Source organism: Bradyrhizobium sp. BLXBL-03, from assembly GCF_051853015.1.
Classification (GTDB): domain Bacteria; phylum Pseudomonadota; class Alphaproteobacteria; order Rhizobiales; family Xanthobacteraceae; genus Bradyrhizobium; species Bradyrhizobium manausense.
Genome location: NZ_CP182470.1, coordinates 6,640,618 through 6,659,042, shown reverse-complemented (window position 1 = coordinate 6,659,042; position 18,425 = coordinate 6,640,618). Strand labels below are relative to the sequence as shown.

General features: G+C 58.3%; 19 protein-coding genes and 2 pseudogenes. 10 read left to right on the top strand and 11 right to left on the bottom strand.

Translation table 11 applies throughout. The features are described 5' to 3' along the window. Positions 1 to 4 precede the first annotated feature (4 nt). Both ACNJX9_RS31815 and ligD (ACNJX9_RS31810) read right to left on the bottom strand, forming a co-directional pair. Positions 5 to 310 carry a hypothetical protein gene (locus tag ACNJX9_RS31815; RefSeq protein ID WP_439405949.1) on the bottom strand — a complete coding sequence of 102 codons (306 nt, stop codon included), beginning with the start codon at positions 308 to 310 and terminating at the stop codon, positions 5 to 7. Between the two features lie 35 nt (positions 311 to 345). After that, on the bottom strand, positions 346 to 1,236 hold the full coding sequence (gene ligD, locus ACNJX9_RS31810; protein WP_439405948.1) for a non-homologous end-joining DNA ligase: 891 nt from the start codon (positions 1,234 to 1,236) through the stop codon (positions 346 to 348). Between the two features lie 536 nt (positions 1,237 to 1,772). Between ligD (ACNJX9_RS31810) and ACNJX9_RS31805 the strand changes: the two genes are divergently transcribed. From ACNJX9_RS31805 to ligD (ACNJX9_RS31795), 3 genes are read left to right on the top strand one after another with little or no spacing between them, the layout of a single operon-like run. Continuing rightward, positions 1,773 to 3,452, top strand: a complete 1,680-nt coding sequence (locus ACNJX9_RS31805; protein ID WP_439405946.1) for a helix-hairpin-helix domain-containing protein — start codon at positions 1,773 to 1,775, stop codon at positions 3,450 to 3,452. Continuing rightward, positions 3,452 to 4,015 carry an MOSC domain-containing protein gene (locus ACNJX9_RS31800; protein WP_439405944.1) on the top strand — a complete coding sequence of 188 codons (564 nt, stop codon included), beginning with the start codon at positions 3,452 to 3,454 and terminating at the stop codon, positions 4,013 to 4,015. The genes ACNJX9_RS31805 and ACNJX9_RS31800 overlap by 1 nt, the downstream gene beginning before the upstream one ends. 12 nt (positions 4,016 to 4,027) lie before the next feature. Beyond that, positions 4,028 to 4,975, top strand: coding sequence for a non-homologous end-joining DNA ligase (gene ligD, locus ACNJX9_RS31795; protein ID WP_439405942.1), 948 nt, complete (start codon positions 4,028 to 4,030; stop codon positions 4,973 to 4,975). 28 nt (positions 4,976 to 5,003) lie between these two features. Here ligD (ACNJX9_RS31795) and ACNJX9_RS31790 read toward each other — a convergent pair whose 3' ends face one another. After that, on the bottom strand, positions 5,004 to 5,828 hold the full coding sequence (locus tag ACNJX9_RS31790) for a ribonuclease HII (RefSeq protein WP_439405940.1): 825 nt from the start codon (positions 5,826 to 5,828) through the stop codon (positions 5,004 to 5,006). Between the two features lie 547 nt (positions 5,829 to 6,375). Here ACNJX9_RS31790 and ACNJX9_RS31785 point away from each other — a divergent pair. After that, positions 6,376 to 6,552: pseudogene (locus tag ACNJX9_RS31785) on the top strand (DUF736 domain-containing protein); the annotation flags it as partial. Between the two features lie 103 nt (positions 6,553 to 6,655). On the opposite strand, the gene ACNJX9_RS31780 reads toward ACNJX9_RS31785, so the two are convergent. Beyond that, positions 6,656 to 6,904, bottom strand: a complete 249-nt coding sequence (locus ACNJX9_RS31780) for a helix-turn-helix domain-containing protein (protein ID WP_083514240.1) — start codon at positions 6,902 to 6,904, stop codon at positions 6,656 to 6,658. Between the two features lie 140 nt (positions 6,905 to 7,044). Between ACNJX9_RS31780 and ACNJX9_RS31775 the strand changes: the two genes are divergently transcribed. Further along, positions 7,045 to 7,317, top strand: a complete 273-nt coding sequence (locus ACNJX9_RS31775) for a DUF2285 domain-containing protein (RefSeq protein WP_439405939.1) — start codon at positions 7,045 to 7,047, stop codon at positions 7,315 to 7,317. 257 nt (positions 7,318 to 7,574) lie between these two features. Beyond that, positions 7,575 to 7,816, top strand: a pseudogene (locus tag ACNJX9_RS31770) (ABC transporter permease); the annotation flags it as partial. A gap of 21 nt (positions 7,817 to 7,837) precedes the next feature. Here ACNJX9_RS31770 and ACNJX9_RS31765 read toward each other — a convergent pair. Beyond that, positions 7,838 to 8,059, bottom strand: coding sequence for a helix-turn-helix domain-containing protein (locus ACNJX9_RS31765; protein ID WP_439405938.1), 222 nt, complete (start codon positions 8,057 to 8,059; stop codon positions 7,838 to 7,840). Positions 8,060 to 8,185: 126 nt separating this feature from the next. Here ACNJX9_RS31765 and ACNJX9_RS31760 point away from each other — a divergent pair, with 126 nt between their 5' ends. Both ACNJX9_RS31760 and ACNJX9_RS31755 read left to right on the top strand, forming a co-directional pair. Further along, positions 8,186 to 8,434 (top strand): DUF2285 domain-containing protein, encoded by a 249-nt coding sequence (locus ACNJX9_RS31760; protein WP_439405937.1) that lies wholly within the window; start codon positions 8,186 to 8,188, stop codon positions 8,432 to 8,434. 162 nt (positions 8,435 to 8,596) lie between these two features. Further along, the gene (locus ACNJX9_RS31755; protein WP_439405936.1) at positions 8,597 to 8,791 is read left to right on the top strand and encodes a transcriptional regulator domain-containing protein; all 195 of its coding nucleotides are present in this window, start codon (positions 8,597 to 8,599) and stop codon (positions 8,789 to 8,791) included. A 275-nt stretch (positions 8,792 to 9,066) separates the two neighbouring features. Here the strand turns inward: ACNJX9_RS31755 and ACNJX9_RS31750 are convergent, their stop codons facing one another. Next, a complete protein-coding gene (locus ACNJX9_RS31750) occupies positions 9,067 to 9,198 on the bottom strand; it encodes a hypothetical protein (RefSeq protein ID WP_283809596.1) in 132 nt (43 codons plus the stop codon). Between the two features lie 454 nt (positions 9,199 to 9,652). Beyond that, positions 9,653 to 9,880, bottom strand: a complete 228-nt coding sequence (locus ACNJX9_RS31745) for an NAD-dependent epimerase/dehydratase family protein (RefSeq protein WP_439405935.1) — start codon at positions 9,878 to 9,880, stop codon at positions 9,653 to 9,655. A 418-nt stretch (positions 9,881 to 10,298) separates the two neighbouring features. On the opposite strand from ACNJX9_RS31745, the gene ACNJX9_RS31740 reads away from it, so the two are divergent. Next, positions 10,299 to 10,553, top strand: a complete 255-nt coding sequence (locus ACNJX9_RS31740) for a hypothetical protein (RefSeq protein WP_439405933.1) — start codon at positions 10,299 to 10,301, stop codon at positions 10,551 to 10,553. Between the two features lie 142 nt (positions 10,554 to 10,695). On the opposite strand, the gene ACNJX9_RS31735 is transcribed toward ACNJX9_RS31740, so the two are convergent. Then, positions 10,696 to 11,073: an H-NS histone family protein gene (locus tag ACNJX9_RS31735; protein WP_439405932.1), complete on the bottom strand. Its 378-nt coding sequence runs from the start codon at positions 11,071 to 11,073 to the stop codon at positions 10,696 to 10,698. A 715-nt stretch (positions 11,074 to 11,788) separates the two neighbouring features. Here ACNJX9_RS31735 and ACNJX9_RS31730 point away from each other — a divergent pair. Beyond that, positions 11,789 to 12,157 carry an H-NS histone family protein gene (locus ACNJX9_RS31730; RefSeq protein WP_439405931.1) on the top strand — a complete coding sequence of 123 codons (369 nt, stop codon included), beginning with the start codon at positions 11,789 to 11,791 and terminating at the stop codon, positions 12,155 to 12,157. Positions 12,158 to 12,212: 55 nt separating this feature from the next. Here ACNJX9_RS31730 and ACNJX9_RS31725 read toward each other — a convergent pair whose 3' ends face one another. The 3 genes from ACNJX9_RS31725 to ACNJX9_RS31715 form a co-directional block, all read right to left on the bottom strand. Further along, positions 12,213 to 13,685 carry an exopolysaccharide biosynthesis polyprenyl glycosylphosphotransferase gene (locus ACNJX9_RS31725; protein ID WP_439405929.1) on the bottom strand — a complete coding sequence of 491 codons (1,473 nt, stop codon included), beginning with the start codon at positions 13,683 to 13,685 and terminating at the stop codon, positions 12,213 to 12,215. A 109-nt stretch (positions 13,686 to 13,794) separates the two neighbouring features. Further along, positions 13,795 to 15,780: a hypothetical protein gene (locus ACNJX9_RS31720; RefSeq protein ID WP_439405928.1), complete on the bottom strand. Its 1,986-nt coding sequence runs from the start codon at positions 15,778 to 15,780 to the stop codon at positions 13,795 to 13,797. A gap of 79 nt (positions 15,781 to 15,859) precedes the next feature. Next, positions 15,860 to 18,193 carry a Wzz/FepE/Etk N-terminal domain-containing protein gene (locus ACNJX9_RS31715; RefSeq protein WP_439405927.1) on the bottom strand — a complete coding sequence of 778 codons (2,334 nt, stop codon included), beginning with the start codon at positions 18,191 to 18,193 and terminating at the stop codon, positions 15,860 to 15,862. Positions 18,194 to 18,425: the final 232 nt, after the last annotated feature.

Below are 18,425 nucleotides of genomic sequence, written 5' to 3'. Positions count from 1 at the left end.
GGCATCATTTCATCCGAGCCTTGTCTTTCAGGTCGCGGATCCGGATATCGGCTTCTTCCTTGGAAGTGACGATCTCCGATTCGTCCGGGACACGCGCAATTGCACTGAGCCTCTTGAGCTCGTCGAGTTGTTCCGTTGTGGGCTTTTCCATCTTCGAATCCTTGAGCGCTTGCACGACGGCTTCGTCGTCGAGCACATCCAGCAGCTTGTTTATGGTTTGCTTGCAATCTCTGGGGCCGGGCTCGACATGCCGGGCCAAAATGCCTTGTGCCTCTTCCAAGGCCTTCGCAACTCGCTGTTCCGGATCCATGACCGGTACTCCACAAACTCCGCAGGAAAACGCGGCTATGATCGGCGCGTTCCTTTGCTCAGCCCCTTGAACGAGCTGGCCCGCAGTAGACCTTCGGAGGTGATGTCACGGTACTCGATGTCGGCATAGAACTTGGGTTCGACCCACGTCGCCTTCGGTTTCCTGATGGTCTTGGTCAACTTCTGCTTCGGGCTCACGACGGTATCGAGCGCCTTGCGGATCTGCGCGGAGGTGGTCCGGCTCCATCCGGTCCCGACCTTTCCCATGTAGACCAGATCCTTGCCTTCCTTTTTGTCCAAATAGAGCGCGGCCACGCCGGACGGGTCCTTGATGAAACCGACCACGGGAAACTTGCCCTTCTGAACGACCTTGATCTTCTGCCAAGCCTCCACTCGATCCGATCGGTATGGTGCAGCCACCCGCTTGGAGACGATGCCTTCGTAATCCAGCCTGCTGGCTGCGGCGAAGAGTGCCTGGCCGTCCCCTTCGTGGTGCTCGCTATAGAGGACGGGCTCTTTGAGGTCGTGCTCCTCGATCAGATCCTTGAGCAGCCTCTTCCGCTCGATTTGCGGCTCTTTCCGCAGATCTCGGCCGTCCAGCCAGAGCAGATCGAAAGCGAAGTAGACCAGTCGATCCTGATCGCCTCTGCCGAGGTCTGCCTGCAGCTCGGAGAAGTTCGTGCGTCCATCATGGATGACGACAACCTCGCCGTCGACGATGGCCTGTCCTTCGATATCGAAGGCAGCCGCAATCCTTGAGAACTTGTTGACCCAGTTGTAACCGTTGCGGGTGTAGGCCCGCCGGTCGTCACCGTCGATCCGGAGCTGGATGCGGTAGCCATCGTATTTGATTTCGTGAATCCATAGAGATCCCGAAGGAGCCTTCATCTTCAGGGTCGCCAACTGGGGTTCGATGAACCCCGGCATTGTTGGGCCTTCGGTCTTTTCGGCCCGAGGCGCCTTCGTACGCTTTGCCACGCTACTCAACTCACAAAAAAGCCGCCGCCGGGTTGGGGCCGACGGCGGGCAGTCTACCTACCTTAATCAACGAGTCTCGCAACTTCGAAGGCGGCGAGGAGTTCTAGTGATTGCACTCATCCCGCATTTGCGCCAAGCCACGACGGGCGATCCAGTCTTCGCCGAACCCATCGAACTCCCGGCGAGAGCCGGCGTTTACTGACATCATGTCAGACGCATTCGATTACTTCCGCGCCTACGCCGTCCGAGCTCTCTGCAAAGCGAGATCTATGCCGCGGGGCAAGATGAAGCATCTGCAACTGGTGGCCGGCCGAATCTACAATCTCCTCAAGAAGGAGGCTGCCTACGGCCCCAATGTCCAGCACCTTGAGGACTTTCGCGCAGCTCAGAAGCTCGAGGCTTCTCTCGATCGCCAGCCGAGTGACAGCTCCGGCCGTCGCCCTGCTCCGGCGGCGCCGCAAAGTTCGCATAGGGAGGCTGGCTGAATGTCTTCGCTCGACGCGCGCGGTGTGGCAAGTCTTCTGCGAGAGTACGCGCAGCGCACCGCCTTGCGAGGCGGCAATCCCTACCGGGCGAAAGCCTACTCTCGGGCCGCCGACAGCTTGGCGGCTCTAGCCGTTCCTCTGGACGTGCTCGTCGCCGAAGATCGACTTACTGAGATCCCAGGCGTCGGCGATGCTATTGCCGACGTCATCACCAAGGCTCACACGACGGGCAGTCATCCCAGCCTCGAAAAGTTGCGGAAGGAGATTCCCGCGGGCGTGCTCGAGATGCTCGCTATACCCGGCCTTCGTCCGGAGAAGGTACTGCGCCTGTACAAAGATCTCGGCATCGGCTCGCTCTCGGAGTTGGAGGCCGCCGCCAAGGAAGACCGCATCAAGAAGGCGAAAGGACTCGGCGCCGCGCTGCAGACCAAGATCCTGCAGAACCTCGCGATCGCCAAAAGCGGAGAAGGCCGCCTCCACCTGCACCGCGCTTCCGCGCTGCTCACGCATGCGACGGACTCGATCCGCAAGTCCCGTCCCGAACTCAAGCGTGTGACGATCGCCGGCGACTTCCGCCGCGGCTGCGAACTCGTTGGCGATCTCGCGATCGTTGCGGAGGCTGCCAAGCAGGTCAAGACATCGACGCCACCGGCGGACGGGCTGCAAATCCGAGTATCTGACCGCAAGCACTTCGGCGCTGCTCTCCTCTTCGCGACAGGCTCCGCCACTCATATCGAACAACTCCAGGCTTTGGCGGCGGAAAAGAGGATGCGATTGGAGCCCGATGGCTTGCACAAGGGCCGCATGCTGATCGCCGGCGAGGAGGCTGAAATCTACCGCGCCCTCGGTCTGCCCTTCATCGACCCTGAACTCCGGGAGGGGCGCGGCGAGATCGAGGCGGCTTTGAAAGGCAAGCTCCCGAAGCTCGTCACCGACCAGGACCTGCGCGGGATCCTTCACTGCCACACGGATGCTTCTGACGGCACCGAAACACTGGAGACCATGGCTAAGGCCACGCGCCAGCGGGGCTTTGAGTATTTCGGCGTGGCGGACCATTCCAAGTCTGCCCACTATGCCGGAGGTCTCTCCGTCGAGGAGATCACGCAGCAGCACCGGGAAGCGGATCGACTGAACAAGCGCTTCGGCAAGGACTTCCGGATCCTCAAAGGGATTGAATCCGACATCCTGGCGGACGGGTCGCTCGACTATGACGACGACGTTCTGGAGCGTTTCGATTTCGTGGTCGTCAGCATCCACGGCCGCTTCAAGTTGGACCGCAAAGCGCAGACGCAGCGCCTGCTTCGGGCCATCTCCGATCCTCATACCACCATCATCGGCCACATGACCGGACGTCAGCTGCAGCGGCGGCCCGGCTACGAAATCGACGTCGAGAAGGTGCTGCGGGCTTGCGCCAAGCGCGACGTCGTAGTCGAGATCAATGCTCATCCATGGCGGCTTGACCTGGACTGGCGCTGGCACCAGGCTGCTCTCGAGTTCGGCTGCATGCTGAGCATCAATCCCGACGCGCACTCGATCCCCGAACTCGACCACATGCACTGGGGCGTCCAGATGGCCCGGAAGGGCGGCGTCCCTGCCGATCGGGTCCTGAACGCAATGAAGCTTCCCGAGATCACGCGCTATTTCCGCCACAAGCGGCGCTCGTTCGCCCGCGCCGCCTGATGCCGCAGGCGCACGATCTCTCGCTCGAAGGGAAGGTTGTGGCGGTCGCCGCCGATCGCGGCCACCACTTCAGCAAACCAACTCAGGCCCGCATCATCCTGGTGAAAGATCACGGCGTCGAAGGTGACGCCCACGCCGGTCCGTACGTCCGGCACCGCTATTTGGCAAGCCGTCGGCCCCGCCTGCCCAATCTCCGGCAGGTCCACCTGATCCCGTCCGAACTCTTCCTGTTTCTCCTCGAAGCTGGCTTCGAGGTTGGCGCGGGCGACCTCGGCGAGAACGTCACCACCGCCGGCTTGGACCTCGAATGGATGCCGCTCGGGACCCTGATCGAGCTCGGGCCGTCCGCGGTCGTCGAGCTGACGGGCCTCCGGACGCCCTGCGTCCTTGTCGATCGCTTCCGAGCAGACCTCAAGCGGCAGGTGCTCTCGTCGGCGGAAACAGGCCCCGCCTTCAAATCTGGAGTGCTGGGCGTGGTCCGGGCCGGGGGACCGGTTGTGGCCGGCGACAGCGCGCGGGTTCGCCTTCCATCCTCCTCGTTTCGGCCTTTGCCGGCCCTATAGAGAGCCCCTGCCATGGCCCGAAAATCGACCTTGCCTCTTCGCCTGCAGCCCATGCTGGCCACACTGACGGATGCGCCCTTCGACGATCCCGATTGGGTCTTCGAGGACAAATTCGATGGTTTCCGCATGGTCGCGGAAATCACGCGTGGTCGGGTCGCGCTCTACAGCCGTAATGGGAAGATCATCAGCCACTCCTACGTCGAGGTCGCGAAAGCGCTGGAGGGCGTGAAGGCGGATGCCGTGATCGATGGCGAGCTCGTCGCGATCGGCAAGGACGGCGCATCTCATTTCCAGTTGCTTCAGAACGCCCTGCGCCATGAGGCCAAGCTCTTGTACTGCGCGTTCGATCTCATGTTCGCGGACGGCGAGGATCTGCGCGCGCTGCCGCTCTTGCAGCGCAAGAAGCGGCTCAAGGCCATCCTGCCGCGCCACAAGCTGATCGCGTTCAGCAAGCACCGCAAAGGCAATGGAACGAAGTTCTTCGCAGAAGCCGAGCGAAGGCATCTCGAAGGCATCATGGCCAAGCGCGCGGACAGCCCTTACGCGTTCGGGCGCCGGACTGCCGACTGGCTGAAGGTGAAAACCGCGCAGCGGCAGGAGGTGGTGATCGCCGGCTTCACAGCGCCGAGGCGAACTCGGCCTTTCTTCGGCGCCCTCGTTCTGGCGGTACGCGAGGACGATGCATGGCGGTACATCGGCCATGTCGGCACCGGTTTCAGCCACCAGGTTCTGGAAGAGCTTCACGGCAAGCTGGTGAGGCTCAAAACCGCCAGATCGCCGTTTCCTGCCAAGGTGAAGGATGAGCGGGTCACGACGTGGGTGCGTCCTTCGTTGGTCGCGGAAGTGAAGTTTGCGGAGTGGACGAGCAAGGGCGAGCTGCGCCAGCCGGTCTATCTAGGCCTGCGGTCCGACAAGAAGGCCAAGGACGTCGTTCGCGAAAAGAGTTGGTCGCGCAAATAGAGCCGACGTGAAGAGACGTTCGACCCGGTCAACCAGCGGCGCGCTCGGCTGCCGAAGGCCACGGCGGGAGGGGCGGCAACCCGAGAGCTTTGCGTACAGGCCCGAATGACCGCCGATGAGCGGCGCATGCGCCAAGCCTGGCGAGAGCTTCGTAATGAGCCGGCACCGGGTAGCCCTTGTGATCCGCGAAGCCGTAGCCGGGGTGTCGCACGTCGAGCGCCCGCATCACGGCATCGCGCTCGACTTTCGCGAGGATGGAGGCGGCGGCGATGCTGGCGGACTTGGCATCACCCTTGATGATCGCCTGCTGAGGGGTGTCGATTTCCTTCAACCGCTTCGCATCGATCAGCAAATGATGCGGCGTCATCCCTAGGCCCCGGACCGCGCGCTGCATAGCCTGGATGCCTGCCCAATAGATGTTGATCGCGTCGATCTCCTCGACCTCGACGAACGCCACACACCAACTCTCCGCCTTTTCCTTGATCTCTTTGGCGAGCTCTTCGCGAGCCGCGGCGTCGAGTTTTTTCGAGTCGTCGATGCCGACAACGCGCGTGCCTGGTTTCAAGATGACGGCGCCCGCGGAGACTGGCCCGGCGAGAGGGCTCATTCCCGCCTCGTCCACGCCTGCCACGGCATAATGACCGCTTTTCCAGAGAGCGGTCTCGAAGCGGAGCATCTTGCGGAGGCGCTGCCCTTCGGACCGATTTTCAAAGCGGCGTTTATCGATTGCGGCCAGGATGGCACGCGCTCCAGCGCGGCTGTCGGCGCGCAAGATCTGCTCCACGCTGGCCTCGAGCGGTCTTCTCTCGACGACATAGCGTTGACGCAACACATCGAGTGAGTACTGGGACATCGCGGCCTTGGTGGAGACTGACTGTGGGAGCGTGTCGGTGAACTTTGTGGCGATTGTCTGAAAGTTAAGCCATGCCTCATCCGCTGCGCAGCACCTTGTTTTGAATGGAACCGGGCCGGCTCTCATCCGAGGTTCATATAATTTGCGCTGCCACCGACCTCAGAGCGTAACGAACTCGGCGCTGTAAGAGCCCAGCGCGCAACTCGGCCCTTCGATGGCCGAATCGAAAAGCGTTCGGTAGATCGGGCTGGCATGGCCGCAAACAAGGTAACGGCGGTACGCTTGGGGCTGGGGAGGCAATCGACGGTCCGGGACGGCAAAAATTGGCAATAGATCTCTTGTCACGGGCGGCCCAATGTGGCGATCGCCTTCAACGTTTGCTCAATCCGATGAGCTCCCTGTATTCGGGCGAGCGCGGCTGGCGTCAGCCCTTACCTCTCATGTAAGCCCGGTGCACGACTCGGCGGCCTGATAGCCGAATCGAAAAGCGCTCGGTAGATCGATCTCGCATGGCCGCAAACAAGGTAACGGCGGAACGCTTGGGGCTGGGGAGGCAATCGTCGGCGCAGCCTGGTCGAAGCGTTCCGAGGAGGGCCGCGACTACCTCTCGCTCAAGCTCGACGATCCTTACTTCAACGCTCCGATCTATGCGAACCTGTTCGATGACGAAGGCGGCGAGGGCTACACCCTCCTGTGGTCGCGGCCGCGCAAGACCGGCGAGTAAGAGTGCCCCACCAAGCCCCGTCTGGTCCGCTGGGCGGGGCTTTTCATTCTTCCGGGCATGAGTGAGCGATAAGGTCTTTCGGATCGAGCGGCTCGACATTTAATTATTCGGCCTGTCCCCGAGTCCTTTTCTTGGCGCTTGCGGACGGGCGAATGAGCAGGTCGGCGGCCTCGACACCAAGGCTGCGCGCCAGCCGATCGACAACGTCGATACCTGCCGCATAAACGCTTCGCTCGAGTGCGCTGATGTAAGTGCGGTCGATTTCAGCACGATGAGCCAATTCCTCCTGTGACAAGCCACGGGCCTGCCGGAGCTTCCGCAAATTAATTGCAAGTATCTCGCGTATATCCATGCGCGAGAGGGCATGTCCTTGAAGAGTATTTCACCACGGAGTATTCTCTACAAAACGCGATCGGGATGGCTCCCGCGACTATTTTGCTGCTCCTTCCTGCCCGCGTGTTAGAAATTGTCTAAACCAAGGCGTGGAGTCTTATGAGGAAGCCGCCGCTCGACCCAGACGTCGCCGACGCTGCGCCTGCAGATCAAATTCTCACTGTCTACGATGAGCAGCATGTCGTGACCTACATGCGCCTTCTGCAGGCCGAAAGCCAAGGGGCAGACTGGTTGGAAGTCGCTCGCCTGGTGCTGCATATCGATCCGGTGTGGGAGCCTGACCGTGCGCGAAGCGTATTTCAGAGTCATCTCGCGCGCGCCAAATGGGTGACTGAGCAAGGTCGCCTCTTACGCGCCACCAGCTCGAAATAGAAGAGAATCGTCGGCCGGCGGCTAACAGCAAGAACTATTTTCTTTTGCTGATCGGTGGTCATTCCTGTGCACCACGTGGTGCCAAACTAGGGACTTCCTACAACCGCTTCGTTCATAACTATTGCGCCGCCGTCCTTAGCTGCACACAATGGGACGGACGTAATGCCTGAGTTCGACTGGCGCGCCTGAGGTTCTTAGCGGCGGTCGTTCCGATCACCGTTGCCCGGGCCGCTGATCACAGTTCAGCGTCTCAACCGCTGCTCTGGCCGGGCGCGCTACCGTCAATCCTGGCTGGCTTTCGAATTACGGCATACTGCTGCTCGTCGTCAGCGCAGAGATGATCGGCGCCCAATTTGGAATCGGAGCATTCGTACTGCAGGTGGGCAATCTTATGCAGACGGATCAGCTGTTGGCCGGCGTGCTCATCCTGTCATTGTTCGGATTGACGGTAGGAAAGCTGATCAATCTTTTTGAGGTGAGGTTGTTGCATTGGCGATAGGGATTTCCGCGTCACGTTGCTTTAACGCTTCTTTGCCATCCGTTTTAGGAACTCATCAGGTTCGACGTCGAGCTTATCGGCAAGGCGGCCAATGACCTTTATGCTGACGTAGTATACGCCCTTCTCCAGTTGGCTCAGATAGCTCCTGCTTATCTCAGCCTCCAGAGCAAGTTCGTCTTGAGACCATCCCTTCGCATTGCGTAGACGACGCAAGTTGGTGGCGAATGTCTCCCGCAAATCCATGCGGGCAAAGATGCCGCTTGTTCAGTATATTGCACCTCGATATACTTAACAATGTGCGCCCTGTGAACCGCTGGATAGTAGATTCTGCGACCGTAAGATCATGCAGACCCACCGCTCGATCTTGCCGTGGCTGACCTGGCCCCCACCGGGTCTGTGCTGACGTGTTACGATGAGGGCCACGTTGTAACGTACATTCGCCTTCTACAAGCTGAGGGTGAGGGCGCGGACTGGCAGGAAGTCGCTCGAATAGTCCTGCATATCGATCCTGAGCGTGAGCCGGACCGTGCGCGCAATGCATACGAGAGCCATTTAGCACGGGCTAAGTGGATGACCGAGCAAGGACGTCTTTTGCGTGGCTCGAGGTCAAATTGGTAGAATCTCTGTCAGCAAAAGCATCTATCTGGAAATGATCTTCTCCGGCAGAGCGTGGTCATCCAGAAGCACCACGTGGTGCCAAACTAGGGGCTTCCCATAACCGCCTCGTTCATAACTATTGCGCCGCCATCCTTGTTAGCTGCATACAATGGGAGGGACGTAATGCCTGAGTTCGACTGGCGGTCGCCGGAAACCTACAAGAGCCTACAAGACGCCGAAATCACCGACATCGCCTGGGAATGTCTTCGTCGCAATGCGGACTATCGACGCGACTTTGAGGCTATGATGGCAAACAGTCCCGATGGCGAAGTGACACAAGAATTCAGGAGGAGATGGGGTGTCTGCTTTCGCCCATGACCCGCAGAGGTCCTTCGCCGAGCAGACAATCTTTTGGGCGCCTGAGATTCTAGCCGCTGTCGTTCCGGTGACGGTTGCCGCGGCGGCCGATCTCGGGTCGGCGTCTCAGCCACTACTTGACCTTAGAATTAGCTAGGTGCGCTGCGCCGCGAGCTGACGCATCCGGGCGTGCTGGCGCAGGCATCCGCAAGAGGGCTTCTGCCCCTTTAGTGCTTTGCGCTGCGGCTGGGTGCCAGACGGCAAAACGATGCCATCCTGACAGGCTGCGTCGCGGGCTAGCTCTTCTTGCCCGTCTTCGACTTCAACGACAGACCAAGCCGCATCGCCATGCGCTTGATCGCGTCAGGCGATCGCCCGAGTTGCTTTGCTGCTTCTTCCACCGACGTGGAAGACTTGGCCAGCTCCATGAGCCGGCGATCCTCTTTGAACGACCAGGGCTTCCGCGCCATAACCGAAACGTTCCTCTTCGCATAGACACAACGACAAAGCCGCCAAGCGGACCCATGTTCGCTCGACGGCTTTGCTTGGGTGGGGCCGGGCTTGGGGGAGCCCGGTGCGAGAAGTGGATAGGGTATTGACAAAACTTCGCAACAAACACCGCGGATTAAGCTAACTGCTCAACCTTACCAGGAGGAAGTTGACGCATCTCGCCCCGTATAATCACGGAGGTTGCGTCAGCCGAGACCTATTCATGCAGGTCGTAGCCAAGGCGGTCGGACACGAAAGCTGATGGGATCGCCGTGCGGAGTGCCTCTGGCGGCAATTCACTGAGCAGACCGCAGTTGCGCTCCACTATCCCCGCTCGCAGCGCGCGCCGATGTTGTCGGTATCGCAGACATTGTTGTGCTCAAAGTATCAAGGTCAGCGCATTGCGTGCTCGGCGACATAGAGGTAGTCGCAGATATTGCCGCCATCGCCGTAGACCAGCAGCGATTCGCCCGCCAATCCGCGAACGATCATGTGAGGAATGAAACGATCATGTGAGGAATGAGCTTTTCGGAAAGCGACAGGGCCCGTAATCGTTGAAAGCAGTTCGTCACCATGATGGGAAGACCGGGAGGCCCTATGCGGGCGCCGGTTGTTCGCCAAAGATGCCGGATCACGGCCGGGCCGATGAAGCCTGCACGCTCGTGCAGAATCTCTTGCTCGTGGTTTCGATCAATCTACACGCGAGCGTAGACTTTGGTCCCATCCCGTAGATCCGCAGCCGAGGTGCGTGGCTCACTACCGAAGAGCAGACCTGTGGGGTGATCTCGTCTTATTGCCGGAGGTGCAGACGGTGTCCGATCGCATCCGGTTAGCGCCCCAGGCGCGTCGTGGGCGAACCCGATGCCGCGGAACCAACGGAGAAGATTTTTCTCGCCGGATTAGGGAAAATTTGAGAATCTTCAAAGCGCTGCCGACGGTGAATAAAACAGAAACAATTTGTGACCGAAATTTATTCGTGGAGTTCCGCGAGTTAATTGAGGTAAGATTTTAATATTAATTCGATCCGGCGGAGGAAGAAATGTCCGAAAATTGGGAGCTGGCGCCCTCTTCGATTCACAATGATATGGCTGAAATGCAGCGGAAGCTGAGGAGCATCGGCGAGATGGAGCGCGTCTTGACCGAACGGAGTGCCGGCCGCGAAGCCTATCGATATCTGCTGGATGCCCACCGAATTTTATCACGAGAGGCATTTGAGGCCACTCGGTTGGTGGATCTCCACCAGCTCACGAACGCTCCGGGTCAGTCAAATGGCAGCCTAGCAGCGGCGGCGTGAGTGCTGTGCTCTAGGAGTGGCCCAAGGATCTTTATCAGGATCTTTATCGCTCGACGCAAACTCGATTTTGGATTGAGCGCCGGGCGCGGCTGCGCCCGTTAAACACGAACGCGAGTGACGCTCGGGCAACTAAGCGCGCGCTTCACGAATGCTCCTGCTCGTTCGTGCTTGTATCGGTAGCCTCTGTTTTTTCCGGAATTTTGAATTCCTCGAGCACATGTCCCGATTGCAGCGCCGCAACCAGCCATCGCGGTTGTTTTCCGCGCCCGGACCAAGTCTCGGAAGGTCTAAGCGGGTTGTAGTATTTAGGTATGACCTTTGGATATTTGCGTCGAACTGGTGCACTCGGGTCGAGAGTTCGCTCGTCCGGAGTTGCTTGGTCTAGACGATACAGCTGCGAAAGGCGCTTTTCGAGTTCCTGTTTCTCCGCTGTAATCTTTTCGGCAAGGACCTTCGTTAGCTCCTCGTGAAGGAGCCAGAGTTCCTCGAAGTCCATTGCCTCAAGATCTTCCTTGCGCATCCTGCCCTTATCGATGTTCTGCTGCCTCCAACTTCATCGTGCCGATGTCGACATGAAGTCGTGCTCCGATGGAAAGTAGGCAAGCAAGGAAATCCCATTTCAAATTGACGTCCTGAATAGATTTAAATATAATTGATTTAAGAGAATATGCGATAATTATTTTTTAGATAATGACCGTGCGAGGTTTGCCGTGTTGCGCAGCGCAAAAATCAGAGTGGTCGATCTGCCCCTTTCGCAATTGAAGGCCTGCATGGCTGAGTTAATCATGCCTCCGGCGCGTTGCAGGGACATCGAGTTACTGGAGCTGCAAATCCAATTGCGGTTCCGGGCCCTGAGGGATATGGCGGTCATTCGATCACGGCTGCGGTCCTGTAGAGGCTGCGCGCCCCCACAAGCGCCACGGACAACGGCCCGGCGCCGCAGTCGAGTGCACCGAAGGCCTTCAACAGGCTGGCCTGCGCAACTCGCCGGCCCGCGGATCTAGGCGTTCCATTCGCACGGTGACTTCAGGCCGGGGGTGCACGTGACATGTGTGCCTTGCGCTGTTAATGTGCGGGCCGCGGCATTTTTTTGCCCTTGATTAATGGTCGGGCCGCCGGTATTTCACTTGGGCATTTCTTTTTGGTTCCATATTTCGCTTTGGATAATGCCTGTCTGTCGCTTGATTAATGTCCTCTCTGGGGATATAAACGAGGTACAACTATAGGGTAGTGACATGTCCCCGAAGAAGCTTGAACTAGAGATCATGTCCCTTGACGATCTTTGGGTGCTCCACGAAGAGATCAGTGGCATTTTGTCGGCCCGGATCAAGGCCGAAAAGCAGGAGCTGGAAAAGCGCTTGGCCGTGCTCAATGGAGAAGCACGAGGGCCGCGGGACCCGAGTTCTTTTGAAAGAGTTCCGGACGACAAGCCGCGACGCAGGTATCCTCGGGTACTTCCAAAATATCGGAATCCTCAAACATCGGAAACTTGGTCCGGTCGTGGCAAGCGGCCGCGCTGGTTGGTGGCTGCAATGAAATCCGGACGCAAGATCGAAGAGTTCCAGATCAGCGACGCCGGCGCGAAAGCCCGCCAGCGAGCTTAGGTCCCGGTCGGCGCGCGGGCTCTGCGGTACTGACTTGGTCCGTGGATAATGTTGGCTAGAGGGCATTGCGTCCTCTGAACACCTCAAGGGGTGTCCGCAACAAGATTGCCAGGTCGAGTTGCAAGCTCCAGTTGTCAATGTACCACAGGTCATATTCAACGCGTCGTTCGATTGCAGCTGAATTGGGCGTGGGACCCCGGCACCCATGAATTTGTGCCCAGCCGGTCAAACCGGGCTTGACGCGGCGCCGGAAAGCATAATTGCGCAAGAGTTTATTGAACTGGCCGTCGTGCGCCAACGCGTGAGGGCGCGGGCCAACGAGCGACATGCTCCCGTCGAGCACGTTAAGCAACTGCGGCAACTCGTCCAGGCTGGTGCGGCGCAGCCATTTTCCAACGCGTGTGACGCGGTGATCTGCGGGGATTGCTTGAACTACAGCAGGCCCGTCCTCCATCACATGCATGGTACGGAACTTGCGGATTAAGAAGTGGTGGCCGTTAAAGCCGCAGCGCTGTTGTCTGAATATAACGGGCCCGGAAGAATCAACCTTAATTGCAAGCGCAACCAAGGCCAGGAAAGGAGCCAGAATAATCAAGGAAAGTCCGGCGCCGAATAGGTCGATAGCGCGCTTTGTTGCGTTTGCCATAAACGACAAAGGGCCATGCTGGAGTTCTATGCAGACGGCACCACCGATGCGCCGCGTAGGATGACGGAGCAAATCTGAAGTTGCACCGACGGGTACAAAAAAAATGGGAATTGGCAGAACTTTCAGGTCCGCCATAAGTGCGCGCCACTCAGGCCACCGCTCCGGATTTGCCTCCAGGACGATTTCATCGATCGTCGAACCGCGAATGTGCTCAATCACTCGCGCACTCAGTCGCTTTCGAGAAGCGGCACTGGAGCCGATCGGAGGTAGGGTGAATCGGCCAGCTACGCTAAAGCCGAGTATTGCAAGACTCTGTGACAGCCCAGCATATTCGGACAGCGGTTGATCCGTTATGAGAACGATGGTTGTCCCGGCAAACTTTCGGCCACTCAGGCCTTTAAGTAGAAGGGCCCTGAAGAGGCATCGCTCGGCAATCAGGCAAGCGAGACCGAACACAGCGAAGAATGGCCCAGCGCCCCGGGAGAATTGCGGAGAGATGCTCAAGGCATCCACCGCCAACGCCAACAGAACCAACCAGGTCCAGGCTAGGCAAACCCCCCGAATCTGCGTGCCCAGCACAAGCAATTCGGGGGGCAAATAAAGGCCCTTCAATTTTGATACGGAACCGAAAAAGCTCGCCGCAAGCAGCGCGTGTGCAACGCTCTGCCCCACTTCAGTCATGGTCCAGCCGGTGCGGATGTCGCTGATCAGCGAGGACAAAAGGCTCGCGATCAAAATAGCCATGAGGTCGGCAGCGACGACCGCAAGTTCGATGGAGTCGTACCGGATCGGCCACTTTCGCCCGGAAGATAGCGAGGACGGCAAGCGCGTCCGGGCCGCCTCGCAGTCTTGTTCCGCAATATGCCGGTTGACGAAGTTCATTACCAGGAACACACCAATTTTAAATGCCGGAAAATTTTAATTTATATTAACCAATTGATTTAATTTGTTCAAGCCAAAAATCACGAACCATCGCCGGTGCGGCCTAGCGCTAGTCCGTTTTCTTCTGCTGTGAGTAGCTGGCATTCAGTCCGGACATGAGATTCTCGGCGAAAACTTTGCCGCCCGCCGAGGCGGATCGGTAGGCCGCCATGAGCGCTGGTTCGAGAGTGCGCTGCCGCGTCAGGACAATTTCAATGTCCCTCTTGATGAGGTCACGCAATTCTGGGTTTCTAACGAGTCCATCGCGAGACAGCGCTAAAGAAAGCCGCAGTGGAAACAGCTCGACCTCGTTAGGGGCCGTGTAATACGACATCTTAAGGAGCCCGGCCATGTCATACTTGGGCTTCTCGGTCTCGGCCGAGGCAGCCGCAAGGAGGAGCCAGAGCTCGCCACGCAGCGGCGAAGAGTGCAACTGCGATATGAGCAGGTGGAGGGCTGAGGGACTCGCCGTCACGCGAGATTTCGTTGACAGCAAATCGCCCGTGTTGAAATTGTGAGGGACAAGCCAGCGGCCGGATTGTTCCTCCTGCGCTGACTCGCTCAAGCTCGCCGTAGGTATAACTGCTCTCAGGATGTGGCCGGCCAATACAGGGATCGCGTCGTCGGAATATCGCAGGTCCGCAAGAAGCCAAATCGTTTGCGACAGTAGCGCTGCGGCTAGCAAAACCAGGAGGACGCGATGTCCCATCTGCGCCGGAAGAGTTGATCGGAGGTGCCTACGATCGATCGGTTCTTGCGGCGGCGAACAATTGGTTTCATGCCCCGCTCCTGCCAAGCTCCGCCCGAATGCCAACCCAAAGAGGCCGGCCAGTAGCAGTGATGGGCCTAAATCGGTCAGCCCTCCGGTAGAGAGACTTATTACCGCTACCGATACGGCTGCTGCTGCGCCTAGCGTAGGATACAAATAGTCGCGCCCGCGCGACAGAGATCGCTTCACCAGCGTCCAGGCAGTCACCGCTACGACCAGAAGCAGGCCGCAGAGGAATACCCGTCCCATATCTACTGCGATTGAGGCCGCGTCGGTCGGGCGCTCGCGAATGGAACTTGCGCCAATGTCCCGATAGATTGGTAGCACTGAACCGAACGAGCCCGCCCCGAACCCCGTCGGTCGAATATCCTGGAGCATCCGCTCGGTTGCGCTCTGGCTTTGGGTCGCTATCGCGATCGTCAGATCCGTATCCTTCTTGGCCGGGATGGCTGTAAAAAACGCGACGAAGATCAGCGTAGCTGTTGCGAAGACGCCGGTACTGCCCCAGATTCCCAAGGACCATTTGCGAATGATTGGAATCGCAAGCAGCAGCTCCGCTCCAAGCAAAGTGGCAATGAAGACGGTGGGGGTCTCGCGGAGAACAAGAGCCAGCAGGCAGACCAACAAGGACGCAAGGGCCACGGGCAACGCCCAATTGGCGGGCATAAAGGCTGGTCGGGGCTCGCGCCGGCGGCGCGCGTCGTCCAACTCGCGCAGGATAGCTGCGCACGATAGCAGAGTACCTAACACAGGGGCGACATGACCGCCCTCTGATGCGGGCGCGAACTCGTTTCGGAACTCCATGGCCCACGACAGCAGTGATATCGCCGCTCCGCAGCTCGCGATGCACAATAGGACGTAGAGGAAATCGGCAGCCCGCTGTCTGTCGAGCGCCACGATCACCGCGACAAGACCGGTGGCCAAAACGGCATTGTACTGAACAAGCGAGAGCACCGTGGCACGGATGTCTACCGTGATTCTTTCGGCCAGCGGTTCGTTCAATGCAGCCGATGCAGTTCTCCAGATCGAGTTACCCCAGCCTTGCACCGGAACAGGAACTAGCTGCAAAATCATCCAAAGGATCGGCGCCGCAAGGATGGCAATCGAGAGGGGATTCAGCACCTTCTCAAAGCGAGCGAGTACAGATGACGGGACCAAAACGCTCGCTGCCAGAAGCGAGGGGGCCATGATGACCGTTGCGACAATTGGGCTTTTCAAGACCTCGGACACAGCGATGGCCGAGGATAACGCCACGAGTAGCGCAAAGAATGTGAATCGGGAAATCATGAGAGACCATCCCCGTATTGCTGGCGGAGGTCGGCTTAGTCAACGATAACCGGACTTCGCTCTGGCCTTGTTTGCGGTTTCAGGAGTCGGAAAAGCCATATCGAATGTAATGGCTGTCGTTGTAGTAGTCGCTGCGAGACGCGTCGTAGCGAGCCATTGCTTTGATGTTGGTTTTGTTGAGAACCGCTCCGATCACCGAATCCGAAATGGTCGGTGCAGTGTGCAGGGCGTGCTGAACGACATCGGTCTTCGTGCGTCCCCATTCGACCACGAGAATGTAACAGTCAACCAGCGGAGATGTTACACGCACGTCGACCAGAGGAGTGAGCGGTGGAAGATCCACGATCACATAATCATAGGTTTGTCGCAGACGCTCAAATAGCTTGCAGATGGCTTCCGTGGAAAGAATTTCGCTTGTATGAAATAGTGCTCCGCGGCGCACGGCCGGAAGGAAGACGAGATTGGTCTTCGGATCTCGCCAGATGACTTCCTCGAGCGAGCGACTGCCATTGGAAACCTCGATGAGGCCTGCGGAAGCTTTTGGACAGATACTTGCGGTCAGGGAGGGGTTCCTCAGGTCGCAATCGACAATGATGGCCCGTTTTCCGCTGTGCCCAATCAGCTGGGCCAGAGATGCTGCGATGGTTGTCTTGCCTTCATTGGGAAGGGCTGAGGTTATCCCGATCACCTGGTTCGAAGTCTTCGCCGGGCTGTGGTCCACCGCAAGCTTGATGGAACGGATAGCTTCGGTGAAGCGGGAGAGCGGCATTTCGACCACCGCGCGATGAATCGCCGGAACATTGGAGATCGTCCTTGAGCGCAGGTCTTCCTCCGCCTGCGAAGACTTGGCAGGCGATTTCGAGGGCTTTGTAGCTTGCAATGCCGGTACGAGGCACAAGCAGGGTAGCTCGAGGCCGGCTTCGATCTGGGATGACGTACGAAAGACTCCGTCCATGACATCTCGCAGGAGCCCCAGGAGAACTCCGAGAGCGACCCCTGCGAACATCCCGAGGCCCAGCACGAGATTGGTCTTTGGCTTGCTCCTGCCTTGAGGAGGGGAGGCGCCAAAGATCACCCGCGTTTCCGAAATTGGAAATGTCTCCTGCTGCGTTGAACCCATGTAGCGCTGCAGAAAGCTCTCGTACAAGCTGCGCAAGCTCTTTGCACGGCTTTCCAGATCTCTAATCGTGAGCTCAGCGGAATTCACCGATTGAGATTTTGACACGGCTTCGGCAAGCTGCTTCTCAATCTCCTGTTGTCTTTGCTTGGCGAGCTCGGCCTCACTTCGGCTGATTTCGGCGAGGCGCCGGACCTCATCGAACATGGAGGTTCGATACTCCCGCATTCGGTTGCGGATGTTCACGACAGCCAAGTGGTCGCGACCGACCCGACTAGCTAGCTCGGCCTCGCGACGCGCGAGTTCAAGATATTGCTGGCGGAGAGTCGTTAGAATTGTACTGTTTGTTGCGTCTGTTCCGATGGCATCGAGACCGCCGAGCGGTGCTTGCTTTGCTGGATCTGAGCTGAGAAGAGATTCGTACCGGGTTAACTTCGCGCTCGCTTCAGAGGTTTGAGCCCGCGCGGCGGCCAATCGAGTGTTGAGCTGGGTGATCAGTTGCTCGTCGATCGATTTGCCGTCGGAGGCGACGATGTTGTTCTGGGCCTTGTAGGTATCGACTGCGCGCTGGGCAGTGAGAGCCTGCTCGCCAAGATCGTGCATTCTCTCCTGTAACCAACTCGTTGCCCTCCGATTGGCTTCGAACCTCGCGTCCAGCTGATCCGTGACATAGGCGTTGGCAACCGCGTTCACGATCTCAGCCGCCCGTGGAGCGCTACTCGAACTGAAGCTGATTTCGATTACGTTACTCACGCCGATGCGAGTTGCCGAGAGTCGATTTAGAAAAACCCCGAGAGCCGCTTCGGACGGATCGTCCTCTGTATCCGATGGAGGAGGATTTTTCGAAGACGAAATCTGAGCTCGAGCCCACTGCCACGGCGACAGCAGTGATGAACTAGATCCGGTGAAGTCTGGGTCGTCGGCAAGCTTCAATTGATTGAAGACCTTGGTCGCGATCGCCTTTGATTTCAGGATCTGAAGCTGCGTCTCGATTTGAGTGACGTCGAAGGCCGGTTCGGCAAGAAGAGACTGTTGCTGCACGAACTGTGCCCTGGGAATTCCAAGCAGAACCTGGGCCTGCGCCGTGTAGGTAGGAGGCGCCAATCGCAAGTAAAGCACGCTGGCGGCGCATGCAAGGACGACAGTAACAGCGATCACGATGTACTGCCTCCTCAAAAAGCTAACCGCAAGTTTGACAAGGTCTCCAAATCCGCCGCTGTCCGGCTGATCGAACGAACTCTGACCGCTCAGCGCGACGCGCGTTCTCTCGGTGTGTAGAAGATTGCTCTGGAGCATCGGGTACCTTTGAAGCGGATCGCGCCGTCATTGCGACAGTGCAGGAGGAGGTTGCTGCCCTTTTGGTATTTAAATCATATATTATAAAAATCCAGTTGCAAAATTAAATATTAATCTGTTATTAAGGTCGCCATCCAACGACGAGGCCGCGCCGAGTTTCGTTGAGATTGCGTCAAGTATCGGCGTTCTCTGAACTATTTTGTTTCCTGCTCATATTTAAAGAGAGTCGCGA